The organism is Psychrobacter sp. Marseille-P5312 (genome assembly GCF_900291405.1).
GTDB lineage: Bacteria > Pseudomonadota > Gammaproteobacteria > Pseudomonadales > Moraxellaceae > Psychrobacter > Psychrobacter celer.
The window spans coordinates 2124730-2150215 of record NZ_OLML01000001.1 but is presented as its reverse complement, the minus strand read 5'-3'; the positions used below and the strand labels follow the sequence as shown (position 1 = coordinate 2150215).

The following is a 25486-nucleotide window of genomic DNA, read 5'->3' as shown; positions in this document are numbered from 1 at the left end:
TTTATTCACTCGATAATTATTTCAATGGGTTAAAAATAGCGAAACGCTTAAGCGAAACACTCTGAATATTACTGTCTTGACGCTTCTCTTTTTTATCGGGAGGTGTCAGTTTTTATCATGCGGATTATCTAGAGGATAATCGGCTTAACGACCACATTAGCTTGTGGTGTGGATGCGTGATTTACTATGCCTAATCGTTCTCAATATGCCCTGATGTCTACGAAAGATAGAAACATGGTATTGTTTATTTGCTTTAGTAGCGCCGTCGCGTTTTTTGATTTTTTGATTTATTTATATATCTCAGATATCGTGGCATCGGCGCTGTTCCCCGTCAATAGCAATCCCAATGTTGCTCGGCTACAAGGGTTAGGACTGTTTGCCGTCGGTTATCTTGCTCGTCCATTCGGCGGTGTTTTGCTGGGGCGCTATGGAGATATCAAAGGGCGTAAGTTTACTTTACTCGTCAGTATGCTCGTCAGTGCCATCAGTTTGCTAGTCATGGCTTGTTTGCCGACCTATGCACAGTGGGGACTGATATCACCTGCTTTGTTTATCCTGCTGCGGCTCATACAAGGAATGGCATTTGGCCTGTATGTGCCCTTGGCTTGGGTATTTGTGGCCGAGCACGTGCCCCGTCAGTATTTGTCGGTTGCTTGTAGTTATGTCACGGCCAGTTTTTTTGTGGGTGTGTTGTTTTCAAATGCGTTTTTTATGTGGTTGTCGAACGTTATGACCACTGAGCAATTGGCCGACTATGGCTGGCGACTGCCGTTTTTTGTGGCAGCCATACTGAGCTTTTTGCCGCTATTGGCCTGGCGCTTGGTCCGTGAAACGCCGTTTTTTACGGCCATGCTAGCATCAAAACCACCAAACTATGTCGCCAAACCCTTGACGCTGCTGTCTAAGCACTGCAAGCACTCTGTCTTTATTGGGATGATTTTGACCTTAATCATCTCCAGCATCACCACCGTCGTTGTCATTTTGCTGCCCGACTTGATCAAGCTGCGCTTTAACCTAGATGCGGATTTGTTTGGGTTTTCACACAGCCTGGGCATTGTGTTTATGATTTTTGGCTGTGTTTTTTATGGGATTTTATCGAACTACCAAAACTTTGGTAAAATTCTTGCCGCAGGCTCCGCGCTACTTATCGCCATGATTTTTGCTTTCTTTTATCATTTAGACGCTGGTGGCGATTATATCTTAATCATGTACGCCCTCTTAGGCTTTTGCTCAGGTATTATTGGCATGATGCCAGCTATCTTGGTACAGCTGTTTCCGACCAATGTACGTCTAACTGGCATGGCACTTTGTTATAATGTCACGTACGGCATCGTCGGTATCTCGATTCCTTTTGGACTCGGCTATGCCACGACTCTAGTGAGTTTCTCTCCGGCTCTCTACGTTGCATTTATCGGTTTTATCGGCATCATCATGGGTCTTTATTTTTACAACTTGCCCGAGTTTAAAAAGATTGAGCATGTAATCTAATCGCGACCTAACGGGTCGCAGCCTCGGTCGTGTCTTAGCTTTATAGATGATGGATGATACATACGGTGTCATGGTAGCTGCATGACGCTTTTTTTATGCGCTTAAGACCCCATAAACCAAACCACGCTTATACATTTAGCCACTACTACACATTTAACGATTCTTTATTAAGGCCCCACCCCTATGGTTGATATGAGCAATAAACGACTCTCTGTTGCCCCTATGATTGACTGGACAACGACAGATTATCGTTACTTTGCGCGGTTGTTTAATCCGCATGTTTATCTTTATACTGAGATGATCAGCACGGGTGCACTCATCCATGGCAATCGCGATCGGCATCTGCGCTTTGATGCGCTTGAGCATCCATTGGTGTTGCAACTGGGCGGCGCCGACAATAGCGAGATGACGCAGTGTGCTGAGTTTGCCCAGTATTATGGCTATGATGAGGTCAATATCAATGTGGGCTGCCCATCTGACCGTGTGCAGCACAATAAAATAGGCGCTTGTCTGATGGCGGAGCCTGAGACGGTTGCTGACTTGGTCAAGCATATGCAGGCTGCGGTCGATATTCCTGTGACCGTCAAGCACCGTATCGGTATTGATGATTTTGACAGTTATGAGTTTATGGTGGACTTTGTCGAGACAGTAGCAGCGGCTGGTTGTACACGCTTTATTGTCCATGCGCGTACCGCTTGGCTACAAGGCTTGAGCCCCAAACAAAACCGTGAAATACCGCCCCTGCGCTATGACGATGTGTACCGCCTCAAACAAGACTTCCCTACGCTCGATATCGAGATCAATGGTGGTATCGACACCATCAAAGATATCGAGGCGCATTTGCAGCACGTCGATGGGGTGATGATTGGGCGGGCGTTTTATCACAACCCTTACCTGCTGGCAGAGGCCAATTGTCTGTGGGGTGCGCCTACGCCCAAGCGCTCAGAGATTTTGGCGCAGCTCCTCCCCTATCTAGAAACACAAATCGCTAAAGGCGAAGCGCTGCCTACGATGACGCGGCACTATCTGGGTTTGTTTCAAGGACTGATGGGCGCGCGTAAATGGCGACAAGCCTTAAGCGGCAAACCACAGCTAACGCTCGACGATGTCAAGCAGGCAGCTGATGAGGTGTTGGCGCTCAATCCTGATGTATAGCCGTACTGATTAAGACCACATGGATTGACACCACATGAACTTAAGTAATGTGGTGTTTCGCGCATTAATTAGCAATTAATAATTACTACTTAAGGCACTTGCGCCAGATACTGCCACATAGCAGCGCCATTATTGATGATATGTAGTAGTATCGGCAGCAGCAGCGAGCCTGACTTAAAACGCGCATAACAAAATATCAATGCCAATACCACAATGGTACTGATCTCATAGACGCCGTACTGCACATGAATGACCGCAAATATCAAACTGGTCACGACGCTTGCAACAACTGCCCCGCGCGGCGATAAATGTGATAAATTATCTGTATCTATAAACTGCTCAGCGATTGCCGACCACAGGAGCCCGCGAAATATCAGCTCCTCATAAACAGGCGCGACGATCACCATTGCAAACACCAATAGCCACACCGAGCTGACAGACTGATACAGCGGATCGACAAACACCAGCGGCGTCTCACCCAACACATACGTCAAAGCCTGACTGCCAATCATAAACAGCAATAACACCCCAAGCATACCTATGCCGACTGCGAGTGAAAACGGCGTTAGTGCCAGATAGTGCCGTACGTTGCCGCCCCTGATACCAATCAGCAAACCGCTCATAGCGACTAACAAAACACAGCCTATGAGGATAGAGAGGCTGACGACCGTACCATCATTACTGCCAAAATAAAAAATATCAGCCATGCTGGCGCTTTTACCAGTGGGCAATACCAACTTGCCAGCGATATAAACCCCTAATAGCTGACTGATAAAAAACGCCATCACCACCCCTACCGTCAGCACAAGCGCGCCCAAACGCGAAAACAGCGGCGGTTGTTTTGTGATAGAGGTTTGATGGGCGATGGTCGTGTTTTTTTGCATAAATCGTCACTTAAAGTAGCACACTGCCTAGCTATTGAGAGCCTATATGGTGAGTTCAGTATAAAAATGATACAGTGGGACTGGGATAAATTTTATGCAGCATCGAGCAGCGCAGGCACAGCTCGCAAGGAAAATTTATACCAGTGCCACATTGACCTATAATGTATCTGTTTTATTGAGAATCGACTATAGCCTGTATCTGTCGCGGTGTAGGTGGTTGGTTTTCGCCGCTAGGCTTTAATTGCTGCTCAATCAATGATAGTACGTGCTGCGCGACTGACTCTGGGTACTCAAGTGGGAACATATGACCGCCTGCATGGGTCTGGTACGCAATGCCCAGCCGCGATTGAACTTGCTGCGGAAAGCGGCGCTTTAAAAACAAGCTATCCTCGCCGATAATCAACGTCACAGGTACCTTAAGGCCACGATTGGGCGTCAGCCAATACCAAGAAGGATTGGTACGAAACACCGCCACCTCACTGGCTTTGGGGATGGCCAGTGTCACCTTGCCATCGGCGCGCTCGTGCAATCCATGCTCGATATAGCCCTGAAAGCTGCGCTCATCAAAATTCTTAAAAAAACCTTTATGACGCATTTTTTCGTAGGCTGCCTCTCGGCTGTCCCAAACATCACGGCGACGTTTCGATATCCCAGAGGGCGACAATGCGTCCATTAGGCGGTTATTCATAAGCGGCAGTCTGTCTATTGTTTTGGCCATATGCCAAAGTAGACTGGTTTTGCCATAAATCCATGGCGGATCCATCAGCACCGCTTGGGCAAAGTGCTCAGGCGCGCGGTACAGTGCCTGCAAGGTACACATCGCGCCAAGCGAGTGACCCACTGCCACCACTTGAGTCACGCCATGCTTGTCACACGCGTTTTTTACGCTATCAATAACCTGCTGCGTCAGGCTGCGCCAATGATTATCCACCGGATAGCCAGGAGTATCGCCCAGTCTGGCGATATACTCAATGGTAAAAAACTCAGATAAATGCTCAAAAAACGGCTGATAGACCGCACTTGGCATACCATTGGCATGGGCAAAATGCAGCACAGGCTTCTGGGTTATTTTTGAGATGGGCAGTGCGGCGCTAAAGGTCTGCAATTCGACTTCATCATTCATAGCAAGCTCTCATCAGATCCTGATCAAATGTGACAATGTGGTTTATATGGTGGTTTATATGATTTATATGGTTTACGTTATTTGTCATTGGTATGGCAGATAATGAATGTGACATACCAATGAGGCTGAGCATACGCCCAGCCTCAACCATCATACACAATCGTATGAAAACATACAGTACTTAGCGCATCTGCGCGTTACCCTCTGATTGTGGCAACACATCAAGGCCGATGCTCGAACCCACGCCAGCGCCCAACTTAACAGCAAAGCGGTCCATAAAGAGCTGGAACGGATCGGTTGGGCTATAGTTGACGACATTGTCTAGCTCTAGCTGCTTCTCTAAGCTGGCGATGCTGCCTTTTTTATCTGCCAAACCCAGCTCTATGGACTGCTCACCTGTCCAAAAAAGGCCTGAAAATAGCTTGTTTTGTTCAGGGTTTTTTAGACGGTCACCGCGGCCTTCTTTTACAGCGTTGATAAAGTGCTTATGAGTGTTGGCCAGTACTTTTTCGACATGATTTTCTTCATAGTCGGTCAGTGGGCGTGACAAGCTTAAAATATCTTTGTACTCGCCTGCGGTGATGGTACGGTCTTCGACACCAAACTTATCCATCAAGCCTTCGATATTATAGCTTGGCATAATCACCCCGATAGAGCCGACGAGGCTTGACGGATTGACATAAATCTCATCAGCAGCAGACGCGATATAGTAAGCGCCTGAGGCACCGACATCACCGATAACGGCATAGAGTTTCTTGTCTGGATATTCTTGACGCAAGTCCATCATCGTCTGCCAAATCTCATCAGACTGTACGGGCGAGCCGCCAGGCGAATTGATGTCTAAGGCGACCGCTTTGGCATTGCTGTTTTCAAAGGCGCGGGTCAGGGCTTCATTGACGTCATACGCGTTGGCCACATCGCCACTGCTAATGACCCCTTGTAGCTCGACCACAGCCAGATGCGGCTTACTGGTATCGACACCTTCGAGCCCGGTTGGCGCTTTGCTGCTGCAACCACGGCCCAAGGTCAAAAATATCAGTAAAATATAGCCAAAGGTTAATAGCTTAAAGAAAATCCCCCAACGACGGGCGCGGCGCTGCTCAACCACACTGGCCAACAAGGTATTTTCTAGTAGTCGCCATTCTTGCCCGCTTGGTTGGCTTGGCTGCTGTATTGGCGTTGGCTGATTTGGGGTATTATCAGGACGTTTGTTAGGGTCTGGTGGCCAATTGGGCATATAACTTCCTAAGTCAGAAACAATCTAAAACGATAAAAAAAACAGCATATAAGCACACATGGGCCGCGATACTTTGCCCATGATGCCTTTATCCATTGATATCAGTTGTGAATAGTGCTGCTAAGTATGGTGCTATTTTTAGCATGGTTCAATAGCATAACGGTAAAATATAGTATAACGGTGAAATATCACCATATTGTAACACTGATCGGCCAAACCTTGTTTTTATGGCAGCATCTTTATTAGGGTGACGCCATACTTGTATCTCTTGTCTCTAAGGGCAGTGCGGCTGGCAATATTTTATCATCATGCGTGATAATTACCCCGACACGCTGGCGCTCTAGTACATCAGCGGTGACAGACGACGTGCTGTGACCGAGCCACCTACTCTGTGCCGACGTTGCGCGCTCATCTGTACACATCAGCGACCATAACTGCCAGACTCGTGCATGGCTATCGGCATTTAAGATGATGCGTTCAGGCGGCGTATGGCGCTGCGGCGGTGATGAGTCAGACGGCTGAGTCGCTAAGCGATCAAGAAGTGCTTGCACGCTAGCAGTAGAAGATTTGAGCGGTGCAGCCGCGTTATATCTAAGCACTTGTATCGGCATACGGCTACCCTTTATACCGCTAAGATCGATCGCTATCGTACAGTCCCACACGCTAGCGTCCTCTATCTGACGCCAACCTGTCATCGCGGTGATGGACAACTTGTTATTGGCCGATTGCCATGTTTTGCCCTCCTCACAGCGCTGCACACTAATAGAAGACTTTGCCGCGGCGGGATGAGTGACTTGATAAGCGGCTTGCAAGGCTGGCCATCGATCGATGCGCCCTGCTTGCCAGTACTGATAAGTCGGTAAATGCTGCGATAGCTGCAGCACTGTCAGAGGCAACAACTCAGAGGTAGAAGCCTGCAAGGACTTTGGCGGATCATCATTGATTTGTCTTTGACTCAAAGCGGCGCTGCTACTTTGTACAACGACACCGTGCAAGCGCTTTATTGATAAGCTACCCAGCTGCTGCGCCACAGTGGCAGACAATACCTCTGCGGTAAGCCTACTTGGCATGGTCGGTGCATCACTTGGTCTGTGATCTGCCAAAAATAACCAACTGACTTCATCTTCACCACTCTCCCCACTGTCATCCGTCATGGGGTATTGCAGCACACTGGCGCTTATATACTGATCGCCAGTCGGCAATAAGTAAAGCGTCGGTACAGCCATCAATGATTGCTGATTGGCATAAACCGTCATCATGAGCAGCACCAAAGGCGGCAGTGCTAACCCGCGACTGATGAACCCTCGTGGCAACAGCCAAGGCAATATCACCAATACCATCATTAGCACGATAGCCATGTTGATGGGTGTGTACAACCACGCGGCAGACAATGCAGGCAATGTCGTCAACCAATCGATTAGCTGATGCAAACTCAGGATAATGGCGGTGACAAACGACCATAGACCATCTGCCAGCGTCGGCGATAGCAGATAAATCAAGCCTGCCAATAAATTCAGCGGTACAATGACCCAGCCGAATAAACCGATGGCAAACATATTGATGATAAGACCCCATAATGAGGCCTTGCCAAAGAGTAGCAATGTGATGGGCAATAAAGCAATAAACAACCAAAACTGTAACTTGAAGACACGTTTGGCTACGCCCCATCCCTGCCGCAGCCATAGCCTGCCGCCAGCCTCATTCTGATGCGACGATGGTGTATTTGTCTGCGTGCTGGCCAATGTATGAGGGTGATGTGATCTGTCTTCATACTTAAGTAATAGCGCCACTGCGACAAAGGATAACCAATAGCCTGCCTACCATAATACATAAGGATCGCACCACGCCATAAGAACAGCCAGCGCCAGCAATACCCGCATGGTACTAACAGGCAATAAGCTCAGTCGCATCAGTCCTATAGCAAATAGCATCCAGGCGGTACGAGCAGCAGGCACATCAAACCCAGTAAATAGCGCATAAACAAAAGCCGCGCCAATCATCACCCACCAGCGCACTTGCCAGCGCGGTACGTAACGATACAAGGCGGGATATAACTGATTGACTATCATCACCGCTGCACCTGCCAACACAATGGCCAAAAACAAAACGTGGGTGCCTGATATTGCCAGTAAATGCGAGATGCCCGCCAGCTGGTATAGCTCTTTGGTATCGCGACTGATAAGGCTCCTATCTCCTGTCAGCAAGCTGAGCGTAACCGCTTTTGCTTGTTGCTCATCGCCAGTAAGCACATGCCAGCCTTGATAAAAATGCTGGCGCAGCTGCCAGCGTCCGCGATCGATATACGTACGCACGCGCGACAGATGAGAAAGAGAAGATGATGCTACAAGCAGATCTGTATCAGCAGTACTGACAGGCTGCGTCGCTGTCACCAGTACACGCGCCACTCCATCGATATGGCGACCGCGCAACCAGCGATAGCTGTCAAAGCCAGAGGGGCTACTGGTTGCCTGCTTTGCCGTCGCCAGTGGAGACAGCGCCAAGCTCATCCACCGCGTCTCCCCTGGTTTTAGCTGAGAGAGATTGGCAAACTGCTTGGCCGTCTCTGGCCGATGCGAAGATTGAGGATAAGCACTGAGCAATATGCGATGCCTATCGGTGTGCAGCGTATCAAGATTGATTGAATTGCTTTTAATACTTAGGCTATTTTTATTGGTATGTGGTTGTACATCTGTTAAGTGGCTGGCGGTGATATTATCCAAATCTTGCGGTGTCAGCTCAGAGACCAAAGGCGAGAGGTGGGTGATGACTGCCACCTGCCGATAGCCAGTGTCTGCAGCTGCATCCAAAACACTATCGCTGATACCTTCGATTGTCACCAATGCTTGCACGCGTAGTGGCGCAGTGATTTTGCTCGACTCCGCTTGCTGGTGACTGACCAGTGCTTGTAACGCGCTAACCCCTATTAGCCCCGCTGCCAGTATCACGACCACTATATGACGGACAAGGAGCAAAAGGCGTTTGGTAATGGATAACTCAATAACAGGTGACTGTGAGGAGGTCTGAGAAGAAAATGGCGTTGATTGCACGGCTGGAGTGGCAGGTGTATAAAGGCGAGAGAGCATAATAAGCGCAAGGCTCATCATCACTAGTATGAGGGCTAATACTGAAAGATTAATGATATCAACCAGTGATGAGACGCTTGGCATGCTATCTGCAACGGCCAGCACTCCCATCATCACGACGATAATCAAACCACCTACCAACCAATACACCAGCACTCCTTGCTCGAGGATTTGATCATAAACCCATCACGACTGACACGTCATGCAATAGCATTTACACGACTATTACCCTATACTGATTGCCTATATTGCGCTAAGGATGATCTCACATTGTTAGCCTTTATATTCTAATAAAACTTTTAGCCTGATTTTTATTATTAATTACTACTTTATCTCAGTCCATCAATGCGCTTGAGCGGACTGTCGTTAACGATGAAAGGCGATCCTGTGCCCCAAAAACGTCTCAAAGACCTGCTCCCTACACCAGAAAAAATCCTAGAAAGCCGTACCTTAAAACTGTTTGCCCCGCAGCTGGCTGACGCACGTCTATGGCATTTTAACCGCCATAGCTTAAATAAGGCGGTCTATATCGGTGTACTCAGTGCATTTTTTCCTTTGCCAGGGCAAATGCTGCTGGCCTTACTCGGCTCGCTTATTTTTCGTGCCAACGTCCCTATGGCGCTTGGCCTGACTTGGATTACCAACCCTGTGACCAGCCTACCGATATTTTATGCAGGCTATTATATCGGTGCCAAAATCATTGATGTACCCATGATCAGCCTGCGATTGATCGGTCGGATGATTGCTGATTTTAGTTTATGGGCATTATCAGACGGTGCCAACCCCTTTATCACTTATAAAGGCACGGTATCACTGACCGCTTTTTGTCTTGGCCTGATGATATTGGCCGTGGTTAGTAGTCTTATTTGCGGTCTGGCGTTCAAGGCTATTTGGCGCTACAAAACCGTCGTTAGTTGGCAAAAGCGGCAACAAGACGCCTCAGACCAACCGCCTTATGATAAACCCTAATACGGCCTCTGTCATACCGTCCTTCTATTATTGCTAATACTGCTAATACTGCTAATTCGCCGTCCCATGCAAGCCCTTCGCGCTATAGCTCGCCTTTACGCGCTTTGTGCGCATCGATGGCGTTTTTGACCTTGTCGGTCAGATTACTGTCCATGACAAAGACCTCAATCACTTTGTCATCATTGAGCAGTACATAGCGCTTGCCTGTGGCGCTGTCTTGTACCTTTAGGTCGTAGTCCACGCCTGCGATGGTGATCGCATCAAAGATTGGTGTGAGTATCTCTATTTGCGCTTGTCTATCTAAGGTATCAAACAGCGACGGATCGATATACGGCTGCAACGGCTCATTGCCTTCTTCGGCACTACCAAACGCAGCGATTGGGTCGTCATCTTTATTCATCATAGTCACCTTTTTAACTATAAGCAACGCTGTCAGTGATCAGCTTGTGATTGGAATTTTATATCAGCTCTTCTAGTCTATTATTGGCTTGGGTGTGCCTCTACTTGGGCGTTAGTAGGCTTCCCAATGACCGTTACGCAGTAGCAGTTGACGATCTGCCAGTGCCGCTAGGCTGCGATCATGAGTCACCATCAGTAGCGCCGTTTGCATGGTGCTTTGTAACTCTGATAACAACCCAAATATACTCTGGGCGTTGTCATAATCCAAGTTACCCGTTGGCTCATCGGCTAAGATCAGTGAGGGCTTGGTGACCAGCGCACGCGCAATCGCCACTCGCTGACGCTCACCGCCTGATAGCTCACCTGGTCTGTGCGTCAAACGGTGCTCCAAACCGACACTCTTTAGTATCGCAATGGCTTGATCTCGAGCATCAGTCGTCGATACTTTTGGGCGCATCAGTAGCGGCATAGCGACGTTTTCGACCGCGGTAAACTCTGCCAACAAGTGATGGAACTGGTAAATAAATCCCAAGTACTCATTACGCATCGCCCCGCGCTCAGTCTCATTCATGCTATTGAGTAACTTGCCATGTAGCCAAACCTCACCACTGGTTGGTGTATCAAGACCGCCCAGTAAGTGAAGCAACGTGCTTTTTCCTGAGCCACTGGTGCCAACGATGGCGATACGCTCGCCTGCATTGACGGTCAAATCCAGACCTGTCAATACCTGCGTACTGACCGCCCCTTCATCATATATTTTATTGATATTTTTTGCCTCTAAGATGGCAGACATGGTATTTCCTTTATTTTATTGCTATCGCTATTGATTTTATATCGTGCACAGTTGGGTAAGTTTATCACTCATAACGCAGCGTTTGCGCTGGTTGTATCTTAGCGGCACGGCGTGCTGGATAAATAGTGGCCAAAAAGCTCAGTACAAACGAGGCCGTAGTAATCAATAGCACATCTGTCAAACGCAGCTGCGATGGTAAGTAATTGATAAAGTAGGCATCAAATAGATTTAGCCCAAAGCTTTGATTGATAAAGCCCAAGATATCACTGACCGTCAAGGCAAATATAATACCCAATACCGTCCCAGCAATAGTACCGATAAAGCCGATCACCACACCTTGTACCATAAAGACCTGCGTAATCAGACGTGGTGACGCGCCAAAAGTCTTTAAAATCGCGATGTCGGCTTTTTTGTCAGTGACGAGCATCACAAGGCTTGAGACGATATTAAACGCGGCAACCAAGATGATCAAAAACAGCAGCAAACCAACCATGGCTTTTTCCATCTGGATGGCACCAAACAAATTGCCATGCGTCTGTGTCCAGTCACTGGGATAGAGCCTTTCAGGAGCGATGGCCGCCGCTTTTTCTGCTGCCATTGGGGCAGCAAAGATGTCATCGAGCTTCATGCGCACGCCCTGCGCGCCCTCTGGCAGACGCAGCAGTTTGGCGCCATCGCCCATGGGGATAAACGCCATCAGGCTGTCGACCTCTGGACTGATGGTAAATATCCCCGTCAAGGTAAAGCGCTTAAACCGCGGAATCACGCCAGCAGGCGACGGAGAGGCTTCTGGCAAGACCAGCGTGACTTTATCACCCAGCTGCAGCCCGAGCGATTGCACCATCTCCTCACCCAACACAATATTAAACTCGCCGCTTTGTAGGGTGTCAATACTGCCTTCGACCATATGCTCATTGATGATAGAGACGTCTTTTTCGTATTCAGGCTCGACACCTGTAACCATGATACCCGCGACTTGGCCGTTTGAAGTCAGCATCCCCTGTAGCTGGATAAATGGCGCAACTGCTGCGACCTCAGGATCTTCTTTGATCTGAGAAGCCAGATCCTGCCAGTCACTCATAATCTCTGATGACACCACCGTGGCTTGCGGTACCATGCCCAAAATACGGGTCTTGAGCTCACGATCAAAGCCATTCATCACCGAAAGCACTGTGATCAATACCGCAACGCCAAGCGTCAAACCAATCATGGATATCAGCGATATAAAGGAGATGAAGCGATTACTACGCTCTGCGCGGGTATAACGTAAGCCGATAAATAACGCTAAAGGACGAAACATATTCAAACTCTTTATCTTATCTACGTGCGACTCTATATATGTTATAAAAACAAGTGGTGGTACCGCGCTCTATTTTCTAAGAACACGGACCATACCCACATATAAATCAAACACAAAAATAGGGTTTCAGACGAGCCAAACGCAGCCGTCAAAAGGAAGCTAGTTTGACACAATTTGTCTTATATGTGCCAGTCATTCGCACAAACTGCCCATTTTTTTTTGCGAAAAAACTCACTTTTGTTATTATTTTTTATGAGGGGGCTTGCTATTGCTTGCGGCAATACCTATATATTATATGCCAAAGACAATTGTCATTAACCCCTCATTCATTGCGGTTTGTTGACCTCTCGCTAAAATGTCGCAGCTTATCATCACCCAATTTTGATATGATATATTGGTATATAAGCCCGTCACTTTAGGTCCAAACCCCACGCTGACTTAATTTTGAGTATCTCATGACCATCAACTACCAATATAAAAACATCCAGTCCCCCACCAAAGTCGCCTTGAGCGACGAGCAATCAGCCGGCCATGCTGATCATTGGCGTATTCTGACAGACGATATGAGTAACGACGTCCCAGAGTGGCTACAGAAGATGATCGAACATGCGGCGATGCCCAAGGGCCTAAACAACAACATCAGTGCCAAAGACAGCTGTCTGCTGCTCTCAGAAGACCAGCCTTGCCACATCAATCAAGTACTGGCCATGAAAGATGGCAAGCCTGAATGCTTTATCAATGCCTACCCCTGCGTCGATAGCCCATACGGGCTGCATTGTAAAATCGAGCGTATCATTGCCAACGATCACTCGCACGACGCCGTTTTGCGCTTACGCACGGCTGATGGCAGTATCATTTATGCCTTTGACCAACTTTATACCACCAATCGCCATTTATATCAGCAAGACACCAGTTATTTTGTCAATTTTAGCGCATGGGCGCACGAAATCCAGCTAAGCGAACAAAACGAAGTGGTGATGGTGGAAGATGAAGAATCGATTCGTTATCACCGTGCTTTTAATGACATCGTCGCTGCCAATGACGGCCAAATCCCAGATGACCTACAAGAGCAAATCAGCAACTGGCAACCTGAGACCAAAGAGCAGATGGCACCTGTCGAAATCAACCTTGGTCATATGTGCGCGTATTTATTTGGCGACACCTTAGGCCAAGAGGACGAGGCATGGTGCCAAGGTCAAGTGCTCGGTAAGCAAGAAACGACTTTTAATGACAAATCCATTTTGTTGTTTGATGTAGTGATCCTGCGTGAGCAAGATGCCGACCCATTCGTCGTGCGTATCGCTGCCCTCAATACCCCTGAAACTGCCGCGATTGCTGTTCACGACTATGTGCAAGCAAACGTTTGGCTCCAAGCCGCCATCTATAAAGAAAACCAGCAAGCGTCGGCGCAGTCTAAAGCCAGCTGATAAAATTAAATTGATACAATCTAATGAAACAAGACAGTAGTCCGATAAACAGATGATTGTCCCGCTGTTTTGACAGTTGAATGTTTGAGCAAATAAAAAGCCCCTAAATAAATAGGGGCTTTTGTATATCTGAGTGAATTGTATATCAATGGCTTGAGTACAAACCACTCAATATAAGATCTACGCCATCGTCGTCATAGACTTGATACGAGTATATAGCTCTTTTTGCTCAGCACTTGGACGCGCGGTTTGTACTGCCATCAATTGTGACATATCGCCTTCGACACGAATCTTGCCTGCCATAAACGCCCCCATGATTTCATTGGTATTAAAATCGGTGATGATAGATTGTAAAATATCACGATCCAACAGCAAGGTCGTTGTCGCCGATTCATTTAGACCGCGGTGCAGTAGGCCATTGGCAAAATTGGCCTCGATATCTTGCTCAGCATCAGACACTTTTAGATTGACCACCATATTTGCCAAGGCAGGCGGCAGGTTTAACTCACCCGCGTCATTGCTCATTTGCTCTACTTGCTCAAACCATTCGTCTGTCAAAAAAACTGCCATATTATTATCCTTAATACCTATTATTTATGAGGTTATTTATGAAGGTAGGCTTGTGCCAGCATACGGCTAAGCCTAACCACTATTTAAAAGTTCAAAATATTCGTTAATATCAGTATAAAGCACTTGGTTAGCGATACTACAAGGCGTCATTATAAGGTGCGATTCGATGATAAGTAAAACTTATTTATAGCGCAAATGCTGCTATTGTTACAAAACCACCGCTTAATTGTATTTTTTGCGCCAAAAAGCACTATCTTTTTTCACCCCTAGAATAGTAGGGAAATTGGGTATAAAATAGGTGTATAACGCTGAAAGATTATATCGTTCATAACTATTTTTACCAAAGAGTTTGTATTTTGGCGCATAGTTCTGATGATATTTGATTAGGTTTGCGTTACAATACCCTTAAACAGAGTCGGGAGTTTTAACTAAACATTACGTAAAGATGTTTTTTGTCAGCCGCCGCTAGCATACATTTATGGTGCATAAGCTTTTTGTCACCAGTTGAATATCAGTATCTATCTTCGTTCATACTGCTTTTAGTAATAATTAAGATACATACTCAGCCTCAATAGATGTTTGATGCTCAAAGAAGGCACTTTGTCTTATCAAATCTGACCCTTTATTAACAATCCTACTATCGACTAGCTGTGAGCGCAGTGCGTTTGTATCGCCGTCCTCTACTTATCAGCGACAGCTGTTAATTAGCATAGCCCTAGCTTGATAGTTAATAAAGTAACCTTGATAATTGATAAGTTATCAATGATAAGCTCAGTCAAAAAACAGCATGTAGCGCAGCCATTTTCTGCTTATAATTTTTTATAACTTTATAATATAGAAGCTGCGCAGAATTAGTTAATTCTGTTGATAATTCAGGCTGTAAAGGAATCATCCAATGAGTTTACAAAACACAGCAGTCGCCCCAGTTGACCGTGAGTACGAAATCACTGTCGTAAGATTCTTTACGATAATGGCCGTGATATGGGGCATCGTCGGCATGAGTATTGGTGTATTCATTGCTTCTCAGTTGGCATGGCCAGCACTAAACTTTGACATTCCATGGTTGACATTTAGTCGTTTAAGACCGCTTCACACCAACGCGGTTATTTTTGCATTCGGTGGCTCTGCCCTGTTCGCGACCTCTTATTATGTGGTCCAGCGTACCTGTAAAACGCGCCTATTTGCACCGTACTTAGCTTGGTTTACCTTTTGGGGTTGGCAGGCAGTGATTGTTTCTGCCGTTATTACCCTACCATTAGGTTTGACCTCTACTAAAGAATACGCTGAGCTTGAGTGGCCAATCGATATCTTGATTGCGTTGGTATGGATTTCTTATGCCATCGTTTTCTTCGGTACGCTCATCAAACGTAGAACCTCACATATCTATGTGGCTAACTGGTTCTTTGGCGCGTTTATTATTGCCATTGCGCTACTGCATATCGTAAACAGTATGGCTATCCCTGTTAGTGCGTTTAAATCTTATTCGTTATTTGGCGGTGCAACTGATGCGATGGTGCAGTGGTGGTACGGACATAATGCGGTAGGTTTCTACTTAACGGCCGCTTTCCTTGGGATGATGTATTACTTCGTTCCAGTACAGATTGGTCGTCCTATTTATTCTTACCGTTTGTCTATAGTTCACTTTTGGGCATTGATTGCTTCATATATGTGGGCTGGTGGTCACCATTTGCATTATTCAGCGCTTCCAGATTGGACGCAGTCATTAGCAATGGTATTCTCAATCATCCTATTTGCACCATCTTGGGGTGGTATGATTAACGGTGTACTAACGCTATCAGGCAGTTGGGATAAGTTACGTACCGATCCGATCATTCGCTTTATGATTGTGGCATTATCGTTCTATGCGATGTCGACGTTTGAAGGTCCAATGATGTCTATTAAGACCGTCAACGCTTTATCTCATAACACTGACTGGACTGTAGGTCACGTACACTCAGGTGCGCTTGGCTGGGTTGGTATGATTACCATTGGTTCGCTATACGTACTGTTACCACGTATCTATAACAAACCAAAAATGTACTCAATCAGCTTAATCACCACGCATTTCTGGTTGGCAACAGCGGGTACTATCTTCTATATCGTCTCTATGTGGATTTCAGGTATTGGCCAAGGCATGATGTGGCTTGCGACCAACCCAGACGGTACGTTGGTATACAGCTTCGTTGATACGGTTGAGTTCTCACATTTCCCATATATCGGTCGTGCTTTTGGTGGCCTATTGTATGTATCGGGTATGTTTGTTATGGCATATAACTGCTATAAAACACTGCAAATGCCAGAAGGTAAGCCTGTCGATATTGCTGACCCAACGGATCATGAACCTAGTGTCGAAAAACCATCGACAGCTAACGTATAAGGAGCGATCATGGCTGGTACACCGCATGAAATTATCGAAAAAAATACAGGCTTGTTGGTCATCGGTATCGTTATTGCTATTAGCTTTGCAACGCTAGTTGAAATCGTACCACTGATTTATGATAACAAGGGTCCTGAGGAAGGCGGGGTCAACGCTCCCCTTCCCTCTATGGAGCCGTGGACGGCACTAGAGTTTGAAGGTCGCGATATCTATATCCGTGAAGGCTGTCACGTCTGTCATACCCAAATGGTGCGCCCACTACGTGCCGAGGTTGAGCGTTATGGACCGTATTCACGCGCTGCTGAGTCAACGTGGGATCACCCATTCTTATGGGGTTCAAAACGTACTGGACCTGATTTGGCACGTGTTGGTGGACGCTACTCTGAAGACTGGCAAAAACAGCACTTAATCGCACCGCGTTCATTGGTACCAGAGTCAGTCATGCCTGGTTTCCCATGGCTTGCAACCAATGAAGTAAACGGTGCAAATGTTCAAGCTAAAATGCGTTTATTCCGCGATCGCTTTGGTGTGCCTTACACTGAAGAAGACATCGAAGGCGCGCCAGATGCTGTTCTTGGTGCCACTGAGCTTGATGCTTTGGTTGCCTATTTACAACAACTAGGCACCGCGATGGAAGGACAGCGCTAATGGGTATTGGTGAATTACAAACAATTGCGACCGTTTCTGCCTTTGTTGCCTTCGTAGGTGTTGCATGGTGGGCGTATTCGCCAAAAAACAAAAAACGCTTCGAAGAAGATGCACAACTTGCGCTTGATGACGAGGATGTAAAGTCTCTGTCTGAAGAGCAGCGCAATAAGGATAAACGATGACATTTTTTTGGAGTTCTTGGATTACCATACTAAGTATCATGTGTTGGGCGGGTATCCTCGGCGTCTTACTAATGGTGTTGAAATACAAGCCAGAAGTAGAAGAAGACGGTACTACTGGGCACACTTACGACGGTATTCAAGAATACGATAAGCCACTGCCTAAATGGTGGTTAGTGATATTTTTTGGCTCGATTATTTGGGCTGTTGCCTACTGGATATTTTTCCCTGCTATCTTTCCATCGAAATGGGAAGGTCTTGCCACGGTAGAAGTAGATGGCGAAACCGTGCCTTGGACCTCTAAAAACGAGCTATATAGTGAGCTTGAGAGCAACAACAAAGTATTTACAGATAACTTTGAGCAAAACATTTTGGCTAAAGCAGATGCCAGCGGTGCAACAGCGACGCTAGCAACATTGGCTGATATGCAAGCGACCATGCGTCGTAGCGACAACCCGCCAGCTGACCTGCAAACTCAGATCGACCAAAAAGTTGCAGAGCTGGCGCCCTATGTCGAAAAGCTGTCTAAAAACCCAAATGCATTAAAAGTGGGTAGCCGTTTGTTTTTACAGAACTGTGCTGTCTGTCACGGCTCTAATGCGAAAGGTGCGCTAGGCTATCCTAACTTGACCGACAATGACTGGTTATATGGCGGTGAAGCTTCACATATTCTAACGACGCTACATAATGGTCGTGTTGGTGGTATGGCAGCTTGGCGTGATCAGATCGGTGAAGATGGCGTACGTGCAGTCTCTGAGTATGTCCTATCGATCTCTGGTAACCAACAAGGTTATGATCTAGATCAGACCAAAGTGGCACAAGGTGAAGTCATCTTTAACGAGCCGACCAACTGTGTGCTTTGTCATGGTGACGACGCTAAAGGTATGATTTCTACTGGTGCGCCAAACCTGACAGACGATATCTGGCTCTATGGCGGCGATCGCGAAAGTATCCGTGATACCATCCGTTATGGCCGTGCCGGTGTGATGCCAGAGTGGGAAACCAAACTAGGTAATGAGCGTATTATGCTGCTTGCTGCGTATGTTTATTCTCTATCAGACAGAACGCCTCAGCCTGCTAAAGCGCAGCCTGTTTCTGCCGCTGCACCAAAAGCAGCCACACCTGAAACGGCAGTTGCAAACTAAGCACATTTAGTCAGTTGTATATCGTAAATAAGTAGTATTTGACAAAGGGAGGACTGTGATTGCAGTTCTCCCTTTTTAGTTATTTATCAGCTTTATGTTTTATTAATAAACTCTGCCTACGAGCAACTCGCAAAATCAAACTGCCGATAGATTTAATACTTTTTATGCTCTATCACCACTGGTTTTGATATTTATCAAGCTTAATAGTGATACGCACTTTGTCTATCAATAAGTCGCAGATAAGTATTGCTTTTTAACATTCTCACCCCATTTATAGTAGGGAAACTGCTAAAATAGCAATCGAGTAGAAACACTATAGAATCATCTATTTAAGCATATCTTAATCCTTTATTTACAATCGCTCATTTGGTAGCAAGTTTGGATACTTTTTTTGGTATGAGACTTGCTACTTACTGACATTGATAACATCGCACATCCATATACCCAGGTATTGAAGGTATTTGTTCATCATGCCAGCAGACTGATTCTTTTTTTAAAGAGGCACGTTTATGTCAGCACAACCATCCAATAAAATTCCTGTCGTTGAGGTGGATCTTAACGCCAATAAAAAACGCGTTCACCCTAGGTTTATCACCGGATTTTACCAAAATATCCGCGTGATTAGCATGTATGCGTTATTGGCATTATTTTTGATTTTACCGTGGATAAGGTATAACGGCAGGCAAGCTATCTGGTTCGATGTGCCGTCGCAGCATTATTATATTTTTGGTATGACGTTTCTGACACAGGACTTTTACTTTCTTGCCGTCTTTGCGATTATTGCGGCTTTTGCGCTATTTATGGTGACGGTATATGCAGGGCGGGTTTGGTGTGGTTATGCCTGTCCGCAAACCATCTGGACGCATATGTTCCAATACGTTGAAAAAATAGTCATCGGCGATCGCAATAAACGTATCAAGTTTGATAAAGAACCTATGAATGCTAAAAAAGTCTTCAAGCGTTTCTTAATCTACTTCATCTGGTTTGTATTTTCGATGATTACGGCGATGACGTTTGTCAGTTATGTATCAGGGACTGCAGCTCTATATGGTAGTTGGCAAATGTTAGGGGGTATTATCCCCTTCCCTGACTGGTCAACTTGGATATGGGTATCGATATTTATTTTCGCTTTTTCAACTTACGTCAATGCAGGCTATATGCGCGAGCAGATGTGTATTCAAATCTGTCCGTATGGCCGCTTCCAAAGCGTGATGTTTGATAAAGATACCTTGATTGTTTCTTATGATTATGAGCGCGGTGAACCTCGCGGCGCCCGTAAAAAAGGCACCCATCCTGAGAATTTAGGCGATTGTATTGACTGTACGATGTGCGTGCAAGTATGCCCGACGGGTATTGATATTCGTGATGGGTTGCAGGTTGCCTGTATTCAGTGTGCCGCCTGTGTCGATGCTTGTAATGATGTAATGGATAAAGTTGGCTACCCACGTGGCTTGATTCGTTATACCACAGAACGTCAATTGGTCGAAAAAGAGCCAAGCCGTGTATTGCGCCCGCGCTTTTTTGCTTATTTAACCTTGCTTGCGGTACTTTGTGGCGGTGTGGTTTATGCATTGACAGATCGCGTACCGTTAGAGATTGATATTCGCCGTGACCGTAATCAGTTGTCGTCATTGAACCAACAAGGCATGATTGAAAACAGTTATATCGTTAAATTGACCAACAAAACTCAAAGTGCGCACACTTATAAAATAAGCCTTGAGCCACAAGAGGGCTTGAGCTTAGGCGTACGCTTCAACGATGTACCGTTAGAAGCAGGCGAAAGCTTTGATATGCCACTGAGCATCTATGGCGATCCAGATGTGATCGAATTTGGTCAAACACCAGTGACGCTGACAGTGACCAGCGAAGATGGCAAATATCAGGTAAGCAAACAAAACATTTTTACCACTCAAGGTCAGTAAGCAAGAGCTTTAAAGGCTTTGATTTTTCAAAGCACTTATATTTGAAAGCGCTCAGATTCAAAAGCTTTTATGCTGCAAAGCGCTGAGAGTCAAGGCTCGGCGCTCAAAAGTACCAAGACGCCGTGCTTGGTCCGGCTATTTTTATAACGCTCATCCGTTAGTCGCTCACAATTGGTTTGGTTAGCGATTGGCGGATGAGTCATTTGTCACTTGGCAGCAGTGTGCCATTAGATTATCCAGTGATAGCGTTTACGGTATCTGATGATATGATATCTGCTAAACCGTTATCTGATTAATAGGTATTTTATGTCTACTCCAGCACCAAACTTTAAGCATCAAGATACGCAGCCATGGTATAAAAACTACATGGTCGTCATCTTTGTGATTGGCATGCCAGCGCTGGTCGTGATCGCATGCATCTGGTTTGTGTATTACTCCTACCAAATCCGTGACAGTGTGGTACGTGACGACTGGTATATGGATGGCAAGACCCTCTACCATGATATCTCTCGTGATAAGCTCACGCATGATTTGGACTTGCATGGCGAAATGCAGTTTGCCGATAATGGCGATATTGTGTTTTATTTAAACTATCCTGAGCAAAGCTTACAGACGGGCAAGCTCCTAAACGGCACACCTCTCACCTATCCTGAGACGCTGGCGCTGTCTATCTCTCATGCCACCGATATCAAAAAAGATCGCGATGTGGTGCTCCAGCACGAAGCAGGCAATAAATACCGTGCTCATGTCGATATCCATCCTGTAAAAGCCAAATACTATCTACAAGTGAGTAATGATGGTAAGGATGACTGGCGTATGCAGGATGTGGCACGGCTACCGCGCTCCGAGGTAAGCTTTGAGCCGCTACCCGTCTTTTCAGAAAGCTAACCACAGGGTTGGCTCTTAACTGGCGCCAATACCAAAAAAAAACCAGCCATTAATCAATAATGCGCTGGTTTTTTTCTGACACGAGTGTGAGTAAATCGGCTCTCTTTAAATCACAGGATTAATCGTTGGAATCTTCTGTGCGGTAGAGCGGCTGTCTGTGGGTTTCTCTGCTGGCGGTTTGCTGGCAAACTTAGGATTAAACGTTTGGGTCTCAGGCGCGATAGGCAGACCAATATCGGCCAAGCTCTGAGTCTGCCCTGCTTGGATATTATCCCCCTCAAACAGACGCTCCTCATTATCACGATCGAGGCTCAAGGTCTCAAAGTCAAACAACTCACGGTCGGCGAGCTGTGATGGTGCGACGTTTTGTATGGCCTTAAAAATAGACGCCAAACGCTGCGGATGGGCATCGTCCCACTCACGTAGCATGTCATTGATGATGGCACGCTGTAGATTGGTTTGACTGCCACATAAGTTACAAGGAATGATGGGGAACTCTTTGAGCTTGGCATACTCGATGATGTCTTTTTCTTCGACATAGGCCAGTGGACGAATGAGCAAGTTTTGCTTGTCATCACTGAGCAGTTTTGGTGGCATTGATTTAAGCGCGCCGCCATGAAAGAGGTTTAAAAAGAACGTCGCAAGCATATCGTCACGATGATGGCCTAATGCGATTTTGGTCGCGCCTATTTGCTTGGCAAAACCATATAGCGAGCCGCGACGTAAGCGCGAACAAGCCGAACAATAAGTTTTGCCTTCTGGTACCACGCTTTTGACGATACTATAGGTATCTTTTTCTAAGATATAATGAGCGATGCCCTGCTCGTTCAGATAAGCGGGCAAAATATCCTCAGGATAACCTGGCTGCTTTTGGTCCAGATTGACCGCCACGATATCAAAGTGAATCGGCGCGATACGCTTGAGTAGCAGCAAGATGTCTAGCAGGGTATAGCTGTCTTTACCCCCTGAGACACATACCATCACCACATCGCCATCTTCGATCATATTAAAGTCACGAATCGCCCACGACACTTGGCGGCGCAGCTTTTTTTGTAGTTTGCGAAACGCCGCTGTTTGCGTAGGCTCCAACGTGCTACCGTCATCATCCACGCTATTGTCAGCAGCATCTTCTATGCTATCGTGCTCAGGGTACAAGTCATCATTGCCCAAGCCTGCATCGGCCGCTGTATCAACAAGCTCTGGTATGGCGTTTGGCGTGAATATGGTCGCTGCGGTCATAAGTTACTCAATATCTTTACTAAAATTATATGGCTATCATAAAGGGCAATCTATCCATCGGCAATCCGTTAGAGCCTGCGCTGACATAGATATCTTGGAAACTTTGGATACTTTGGAAGCCCTAGGTGCCCTGACGGCTGCGATTATATCAAAGTTTGCTAACAGATTGAAAAGATGACGTTAATTTATCCGCGCAACTTGTCACAGGCGCGAGCGGTGGCTAGCTTTAGGCACGCATCATTAACAAGACGCCTGAAGGTTCTGTCAGGCAGGTGTTTTTGCTAAAATAGCCAGATAGCCTCCATCACTATGGTGTTAGTCTTTACTTTTGCTCATCACCATTGATAAGCTACTCACTATTTCTCAACCAATAACAGACGCCACTATGACTCACGCTACCTTGCCGCCCGCCTCCTCTTCTCAAGCTGCTGACGAGTCAGTCACAGATTTGCATCAGCAAAACGCCGTCGTACTACTATCAGGCGGACTTGATTCGGTAACCTGCTTGTATTGGGCCAAGGCGCGCTACGCCTCGGTGACAGCGGTCAGTTTTAACTACGGACAACGCCACAACAGTGAGCTTGTCGCTGCAAAAGCCATCGCCAAAACTACCAAGGTCAGCCACCGTATCATTGATATCGATATCGCGCAGTTGGGTGGCTCGTCTTTGACCGACCACAGTATGACGATCCCTGATGGCGCTACCGACACATTTCCCAATCAGCAGCACGATGATGTCGATAATGACGCCATTCCCAATACTTATGTGCCCGCACGCAATACGATTTTTTTATCTTATGCGCTGGCCGTGGCCGAGGTGACCGATGCCAATCATATCGTCATTGGCGTCAGCTCCGTCGATTACTCAGGGTATCCAGATTGTCGCCCTGAGTATATCGCGGCCTTTGAACACATGGCCAACCTCGCTACCAAAGCAGGCGTAACCGGTCATCATTTGTCGATTCAGACACCGCTGCAGCAGCTGTCTAAAGCCAAAACCATCGAGCTTGGTCTATCATTGGGTGTCGATTATGCTCAGACGATTTCTTGCTACCGCGCAGATGCCAACGGCTTGGCTTGCGGTACGTGTGATAGCTGCGCGCTGCGCCGCCAAGGGTTTGCCCAAGCAGGCGTCGTCGACCCTACCCGCTATCAGCCCTAAGCGCAGATAGCGCAGTTTTTGTAGGCGCGCAGCCCAACAATCAACATTTGCGAAACATTCGCTTGCATTAACACAGCATGCCATCATTGTATTTTGCGCCCTATCCTTGCTATGGTATGTGCGATTGCATCGATTGCAAGACATTAATTACAAAACCTAAGTGACGATATCATCCGCATATCGCTGTACCTTGATAACAGCGACGCATACCAAATTTATAAAACAAACGCCATCTGTAAGAGGATATTTATGAAGTTGTTGCCAGTATTACCCCTAGCCCTAGCTGCCATCTTTGCGTTACCCCAAGCAAACGCGGCTGATATCAAGCAAGACAATATCAATACCTGCGTCAATGGCGCGGTCAAATATAAAGTCGCTGACAAAAGTACCGCCACCAAACTGTGCAATTGCACCATCGACGTCCGTAGCAACATGACCATCGGTCAAATGTGGGAAATCGAAAGCTACGCACAGAATAAAAAAGACCCTTCCAATCTGCCATATGTCAAAAAAATGCAAAAAGACTTACAGCAATGCACAGTCGGTCTAGACCTCAAGCAGCCACAAAAACCTGCTTAAGATAACGGGTGCACGATGTACAAAAGACTGGCCATTGCCAGTCTTTTTTGTTGAGGATAAATAGACAAAGTGTAAAACTGATTATTCATTTTTGCTAATCTGCTTATAATAAGAATATGATAACGCTGATAAAGCTCGCTATACTTGCGATATACATACTATACAAACCCTCTATAGTCGATACACTCTAAAAATGTCATAGAACTACTGGGATACTGTTTTTAAATGTAGGTTGCGCAGCGTCTGGGAACGCAGCACGCAAGTAAAATTTATACCAGTAGCGCGTTTAAATCCATAACAGTTTTACATTCATTTAACTATATAACACCATAAGGACATTAGCATGGCAAAGCCTACCACAGAGAGCATCAAGTTACCTGATTTTCCTGTTACCATCGTCAGAGCGCTAGACGGCCACTTCATCCATGATGACATCAGCCTAAAAGAGATGGTCGCCCATACCGACAAAGGCCTAATTTTATACTTTTATCCAAAAGACAACACACCTGGCTGCACCACACAAGCGACCGAGTTTACCGCGCGCCTCCACGAGTTTGATGACTTGGGCTACGATATCGTTGGCGTCTCACGCGATAGCATCGACTCTCATCAAAAATTCATCACCAAGCATGACTTACACATCCCGCTCATTAGCGATACTGACGAAAAGCTTTGCCAGTATTTTGATGTAATCAAAGAAAAAAACATGTACGGCAAAATCACCTTGGGGCTGGTACGCTCTGCCTTTGTGTTTGACAAAAATGGCACCCTTACCCATGCACAGCGTAACCTGCGTGCCAAAGGCTATACCGATCGTCTGCTAGCAACATTAACGCCTTAACCAGCTGACAAGATAATAATCACTGACATCACCTGTGATATCTAGGTTAAATAATCATTTCTTAACACTTGAGAATAC

General features: G+C 46.4%; 21 protein-coding genes and 1 pseudogene. 13 read left to right on the top strand and 9 right to left on the bottom strand.

Annotated features, from left to right (window positions below; genetic code table 11):
- The first annotated feature begins 234 nt into the window (after nucleotides 1-234).
- Nucleotides 235-1488, top strand: a complete 1254-nt coding sequence (locus tag C6W44_RS09290) for an MFS transporter (protein WP_227526410.1) — start codon at nucleotides 235-237, stop codon at nucleotides 1486-1488.
- A 183-nt stretch (nucleotides 1489-1671) separates the two neighbouring features.
- A complete protein-coding gene (gene dusA, locus C6W44_RS09285; protein WP_105245121.1) occupies nucleotides 1672-2643 on the top strand; it encodes a tRNA dihydrouridine(20/20a) synthase DusA in 972 nt (323 codons plus the stop codon).
- A gap of 89 nt (nucleotides 2644-2732) precedes the next feature.
- Here the strand turns inward: dusA and C6W44_RS09280 are convergent, their stop codons facing one another.
- The 4 genes and pseudogenes from C6W44_RS09280 to C6W44_RS09265 form a co-directional block, all read right to left on the bottom strand.
- Nucleotides 2733-3527, bottom strand: a complete 795-nt coding sequence (locus tag C6W44_RS09280) for a CPBP family intramembrane glutamic endopeptidase (protein ID WP_105245120.1) — start codon at nucleotides 3525-3527, stop codon at nucleotides 2733-2735.
- A gap of 172 nt (nucleotides 3528-3699) precedes the next feature.
- Nucleotides 3700-4650, bottom strand: a complete 951-nt coding sequence (locus C6W44_RS09275) for an alpha/beta fold hydrolase (protein WP_105245119.1) — start codon at nucleotides 4648-4650, stop codon at nucleotides 3700-3702.
- Nucleotides 4651-4831: 181 nt separating this feature from the next.
- Entirely contained in the window at nucleotides 4832-5887 is a 1056-nt protein-coding gene (gene sppA / locus C6W44_RS09270) for a signal peptide peptidase SppA (protein ID WP_105245118.1), read from the bottom strand.
- Nucleotides 5888-6129: 242 nt separating this feature from the next.
- Nucleotides 6130-8970: pseudogene (locus C6W44_RS09265) on the bottom strand (ComEC/Rec2 family competence protein).
- Between the two features lie 387 nt (nucleotides 8971-9357).
- On the opposite strand from C6W44_RS09265, the gene C6W44_RS09260 reads away from it, so the two are divergent.
- Nucleotides 9358-9939: a DUF2062 domain-containing protein gene (locus C6W44_RS09260; RefSeq protein WP_227526409.1), complete on the top strand. Its 582-nt coding sequence runs from the start codon at nucleotides 9358-9360 to the stop codon at nucleotides 9937-9939.
- Between the two features lie 82 nt (nucleotides 9940-10021).
- Here C6W44_RS09260 and C6W44_RS09255 read toward each other — a convergent pair whose 3' ends face one another.
- The 3 genes from C6W44_RS09255 to C6W44_RS09245 form a co-directional block, all read right to left on the bottom strand.
- Nucleotides 10022-10342, bottom strand: coding sequence for a hypothetical protein (locus tag C6W44_RS09255; protein ID WP_227526408.1), 321 nt, complete (start codon nucleotides 10340-10342; stop codon nucleotides 10022-10024).
- 108 nt (nucleotides 10343-10450) lie between these two features.
- On the bottom strand, nucleotides 10451-11131 hold the full coding sequence (gene lolD / locus C6W44_RS09250) for a lipoprotein-releasing ABC transporter ATP-binding protein LolD (RefSeq protein ID WP_105245115.1): 681 nt from the start codon (nucleotides 11129-11131) through the stop codon (nucleotides 10451-10453).
- 64 nt (nucleotides 11132-11195) lie between these two features.
- Nucleotides 11196-12431, bottom strand: a complete 1236-nt coding sequence (locus C6W44_RS09245; RefSeq protein ID WP_105245114.1) for a lipoprotein-releasing ABC transporter permease subunit — start codon at nucleotides 12429-12431, stop codon at nucleotides 11196-11198.
- A 455-nt stretch (nucleotides 12432-12886) separates the two neighbouring features.
- Here C6W44_RS09245 and C6W44_RS09240 point away from each other — a divergent pair, with 455 nt between their 5' ends.
- The gene (locus C6W44_RS09240; protein ID WP_105245113.1) at nucleotides 12887-13858 is read left to right on the top strand and encodes a hypothetical protein; all 972 of its coding nucleotides are present in this window, start codon (nucleotides 12887-12889) and stop codon (nucleotides 13856-13858) included.
- Nucleotides 13859-14038: 180 nt separating this feature from the next.
- Here the strand turns inward: C6W44_RS09240 and C6W44_RS09235 are convergent, their stop codons facing one another.
- The gene (locus tag C6W44_RS09235; protein WP_105245112.1) at nucleotides 14039-14428 is read right to left on the bottom strand and encodes an SCP2 sterol-binding domain-containing protein; all 390 of its coding nucleotides are present in this window, start codon (nucleotides 14426-14428) and stop codon (nucleotides 14039-14041) included.
- A gap of 895 nt (nucleotides 14429-15323) precedes the next feature.
- On the opposite strand from C6W44_RS09235, the gene ccoN reads away from it, so the two are divergent.
- From ccoN to C6W44_RS09205, 6 genes are all read left to right on the top strand, one after another.
- On the top strand, nucleotides 15324-16805 hold the full coding sequence (gene ccoN / locus C6W44_RS09230) for a cytochrome-c oxidase, cbb3-type subunit I (protein WP_105245111.1): 1482 nt from the start codon (nucleotides 15324-15326) through the stop codon (nucleotides 16803-16805).
- A 9-nt stretch (nucleotides 16806-16814) separates the two neighbouring features.
- A complete protein-coding gene (gene ccoO, locus C6W44_RS09225) occupies nucleotides 16815-17453 on the top strand; it encodes a cytochrome-c oxidase, cbb3-type subunit II (protein ID WP_105245110.1) in 639 nt (212 codons plus the stop codon).
- The gene (locus C6W44_RS09220; protein ID WP_075101084.1) at nucleotides 17453-17635 is read left to right on the top strand and encodes a CcoQ/FixQ family Cbb3-type cytochrome c oxidase assembly chaperone; all 183 of its coding nucleotides are present in this window, start codon (nucleotides 17453-17455) and stop codon (nucleotides 17633-17635) included. The genes ccoO and C6W44_RS09220 overlap by 1 nt, the downstream gene beginning before the upstream one ends.
- A complete protein-coding gene (ccoP, locus tag C6W44_RS09215; RefSeq protein ID WP_105245109.1) occupies nucleotides 17632-18777 on the top strand; it encodes a cytochrome-c oxidase, cbb3-type subunit III in 1146 nt (381 codons plus the stop codon). Before C6W44_RS09220 ends, ccoP begins: the two co-directional genes overlap by 4 nt.
- Nucleotides 18778-19286: 509 nt before the next feature.
- Nucleotides 19287-20699, top strand: a complete 1413-nt coding sequence (ccoG, locus tag C6W44_RS09210; RefSeq protein ID WP_105245108.1) for a cytochrome c oxidase accessory protein CcoG — start codon at nucleotides 19287-19289, stop codon at nucleotides 20697-20699.
- A 306-nt stretch (nucleotides 20700-21005) separates the two neighbouring features.
- Nucleotides 21006-21587, top strand: coding sequence for a FixH family protein (locus tag C6W44_RS09205; RefSeq protein ID WP_105245107.1), 582 nt, complete (start codon nucleotides 21006-21008; stop codon nucleotides 21585-21587).
- Nucleotides 21588-21692: 105 nt separating this feature from the next.
- Here C6W44_RS09205 and ttcA read toward each other — a convergent pair whose 3' ends face one another.
- On the bottom strand, nucleotides 21693-22826 hold the full coding sequence (gene ttcA, locus C6W44_RS09200; RefSeq protein WP_105245106.1) for a tRNA 2-thiocytidine(32) synthetase TtcA: 1134 nt from the start codon (nucleotides 22824-22826) through the stop codon (nucleotides 21693-21695).
- 385 nt (nucleotides 22827-23211) lie between these two features.
- Between ttcA and queC the strand changes: the two genes are divergently transcribed.
- From queC to C6W44_RS09185, 3 genes are all read left to right on the top strand, one after another.
- On the top strand, nucleotides 23212-23988 hold the full coding sequence (gene queC, locus C6W44_RS09195; protein ID WP_105245105.1) for a 7-cyano-7-deazaguanine synthase QueC: 777 nt from the start codon (nucleotides 23212-23214) through the stop codon (nucleotides 23986-23988).
- Between the two features lie 249 nt (nucleotides 23989-24237).
- Nucleotides 24238-24567 (top strand): hypothetical protein, encoded by a 330-nt coding sequence (locus tag C6W44_RS09190; RefSeq protein WP_105245104.1) that lies wholly within the window; start codon nucleotides 24238-24240, stop codon nucleotides 24565-24567.
- A 343-nt stretch (nucleotides 24568-24910) separates the two neighbouring features.
- Nucleotides 24911-25408, top strand: a complete 498-nt coding sequence (locus tag C6W44_RS09185) for a peroxiredoxin (RefSeq protein WP_105245103.1) — start codon at nucleotides 24911-24913, stop codon at nucleotides 25406-25408.
- Nucleotides 25409-25486 lie beyond the last annotated feature (78 nt).

Coding starts and splice junctions, on each gene's coding strand:
- C6W44_RS09240 (WP_105245113.1), top strand. CDS start 12,887: ATGACCATCAACTACCAATATAAAAACATCCAGTCCCCCACCAAAGTC.
- ccoN (WP_105245111.1), top strand. CDS start 15,324: ATGAGTTTACAAAACACAGCAGTCGCCCCAGTTGACCGTGAGTACGAA.
- C6W44_RS09290 (WP_227526410.1), top strand. CDS start 235: ATGGTATTGTTTATTTGCTTTAGTAGCGCCGTCGCGTTTTTTGATTTT.
- queC (WP_105245105.1), top strand. CDS start 23,212: ATGACTCACGCTACCTTGCCGCCCGCCTCCTCTTCTCAAGCTGCTGAC.
- C6W44_RS09235 (WP_105245112.1), bottom strand. CDS start 14,428: ATGGCAGTTTTTTTGACAGACGAATGGTTTGAGCAAGTAGAGCAAATG.
- C6W44_RS09280 (WP_105245120.1), bottom strand. CDS start 3,527: ATGCAAAAAAACACGACCATCGCCCATCAAACCTCTATCACAAAACAA.
- C6W44_RS09255 (WP_227526408.1), bottom strand. CDS start 10,342: ATGATGAATAAAGATGACGACCCAATCGCTGCGTTTGGTAGTGCCGAA.
- C6W44_RS09275 (WP_105245119.1), bottom strand. CDS start 4,650: ATGAATGATGAAGTCGAATTGCAGACCTTTAGCGCCGCACTGCCCATC.
- ttcA (WP_105245106.1), bottom strand. CDS start 22,826: ATGACCGCAGCGACCATATTCACGCCAAACGCCATACCAGAGCTTGTT.
- lolD (WP_105245115.1), bottom strand. CDS start 11,131: ATGTCTGCCATCTTAGAGGCAAAAAATATCAATAAAATATATGATGAA.
- C6W44_RS09190 (WP_105245104.1), top strand. CDS start 24,238: ATGAAGTTGTTGCCAGTATTACCCCTAGCCCTAGCTGCCATCTTTGCG.
- C6W44_RS09205 (WP_105245107.1), top strand. CDS start 21,006: ATGTCTACTCCAGCACCAAACTTTAAGCATCAAGATACGCAGCCATGG.
- ccoP (WP_105245109.1), top strand. CDS start 17,632: ATGACATTTTTTTGGAGTTCTTGGATTACCATACTAAGTATCATGTGT.
- C6W44_RS09220 (WP_075101084.1), top strand. CDS start 17,453: ATGGGTATTGGTGAATTACAAACAATTGCGACCGTTTCTGCCTTTGTT.
- ccoO (WP_105245110.1), top strand. CDS start 16,815: ATGGCTGGTACACCGCATGAAATTATCGAAAAAAATACAGGCTTGTTG.
- C6W44_RS09185 (WP_105245103.1), top strand. CDS start 24,911: ATGGCAAAGCCTACCACAGAGAGCATCAAGTTACCTGATTTTCCTGTT.
- dusA (WP_105245121.1), top strand. CDS start 1,672: ATGGTTGATATGAGCAATAAACGACTCTCTGTTGCCCCTATGATTGAC.
- ccoG (WP_105245108.1), top strand. CDS start 19,287: ATGTCAGCACAACCATCCAATAAAATTCCTGTCGTTGAGGTGGATCTT.
- C6W44_RS09245 (WP_105245114.1), bottom strand. CDS start 12,431: ATGTTTCGTCCTTTAGCGTTATTTATCGGCTTACGTTATACCCGCGCA.
- sppA (WP_105245118.1), bottom strand. CDS start 5,887: ATGCCCAATTGGCCACCAGACCCTAACAAACGTCCTGATAATACCCCA.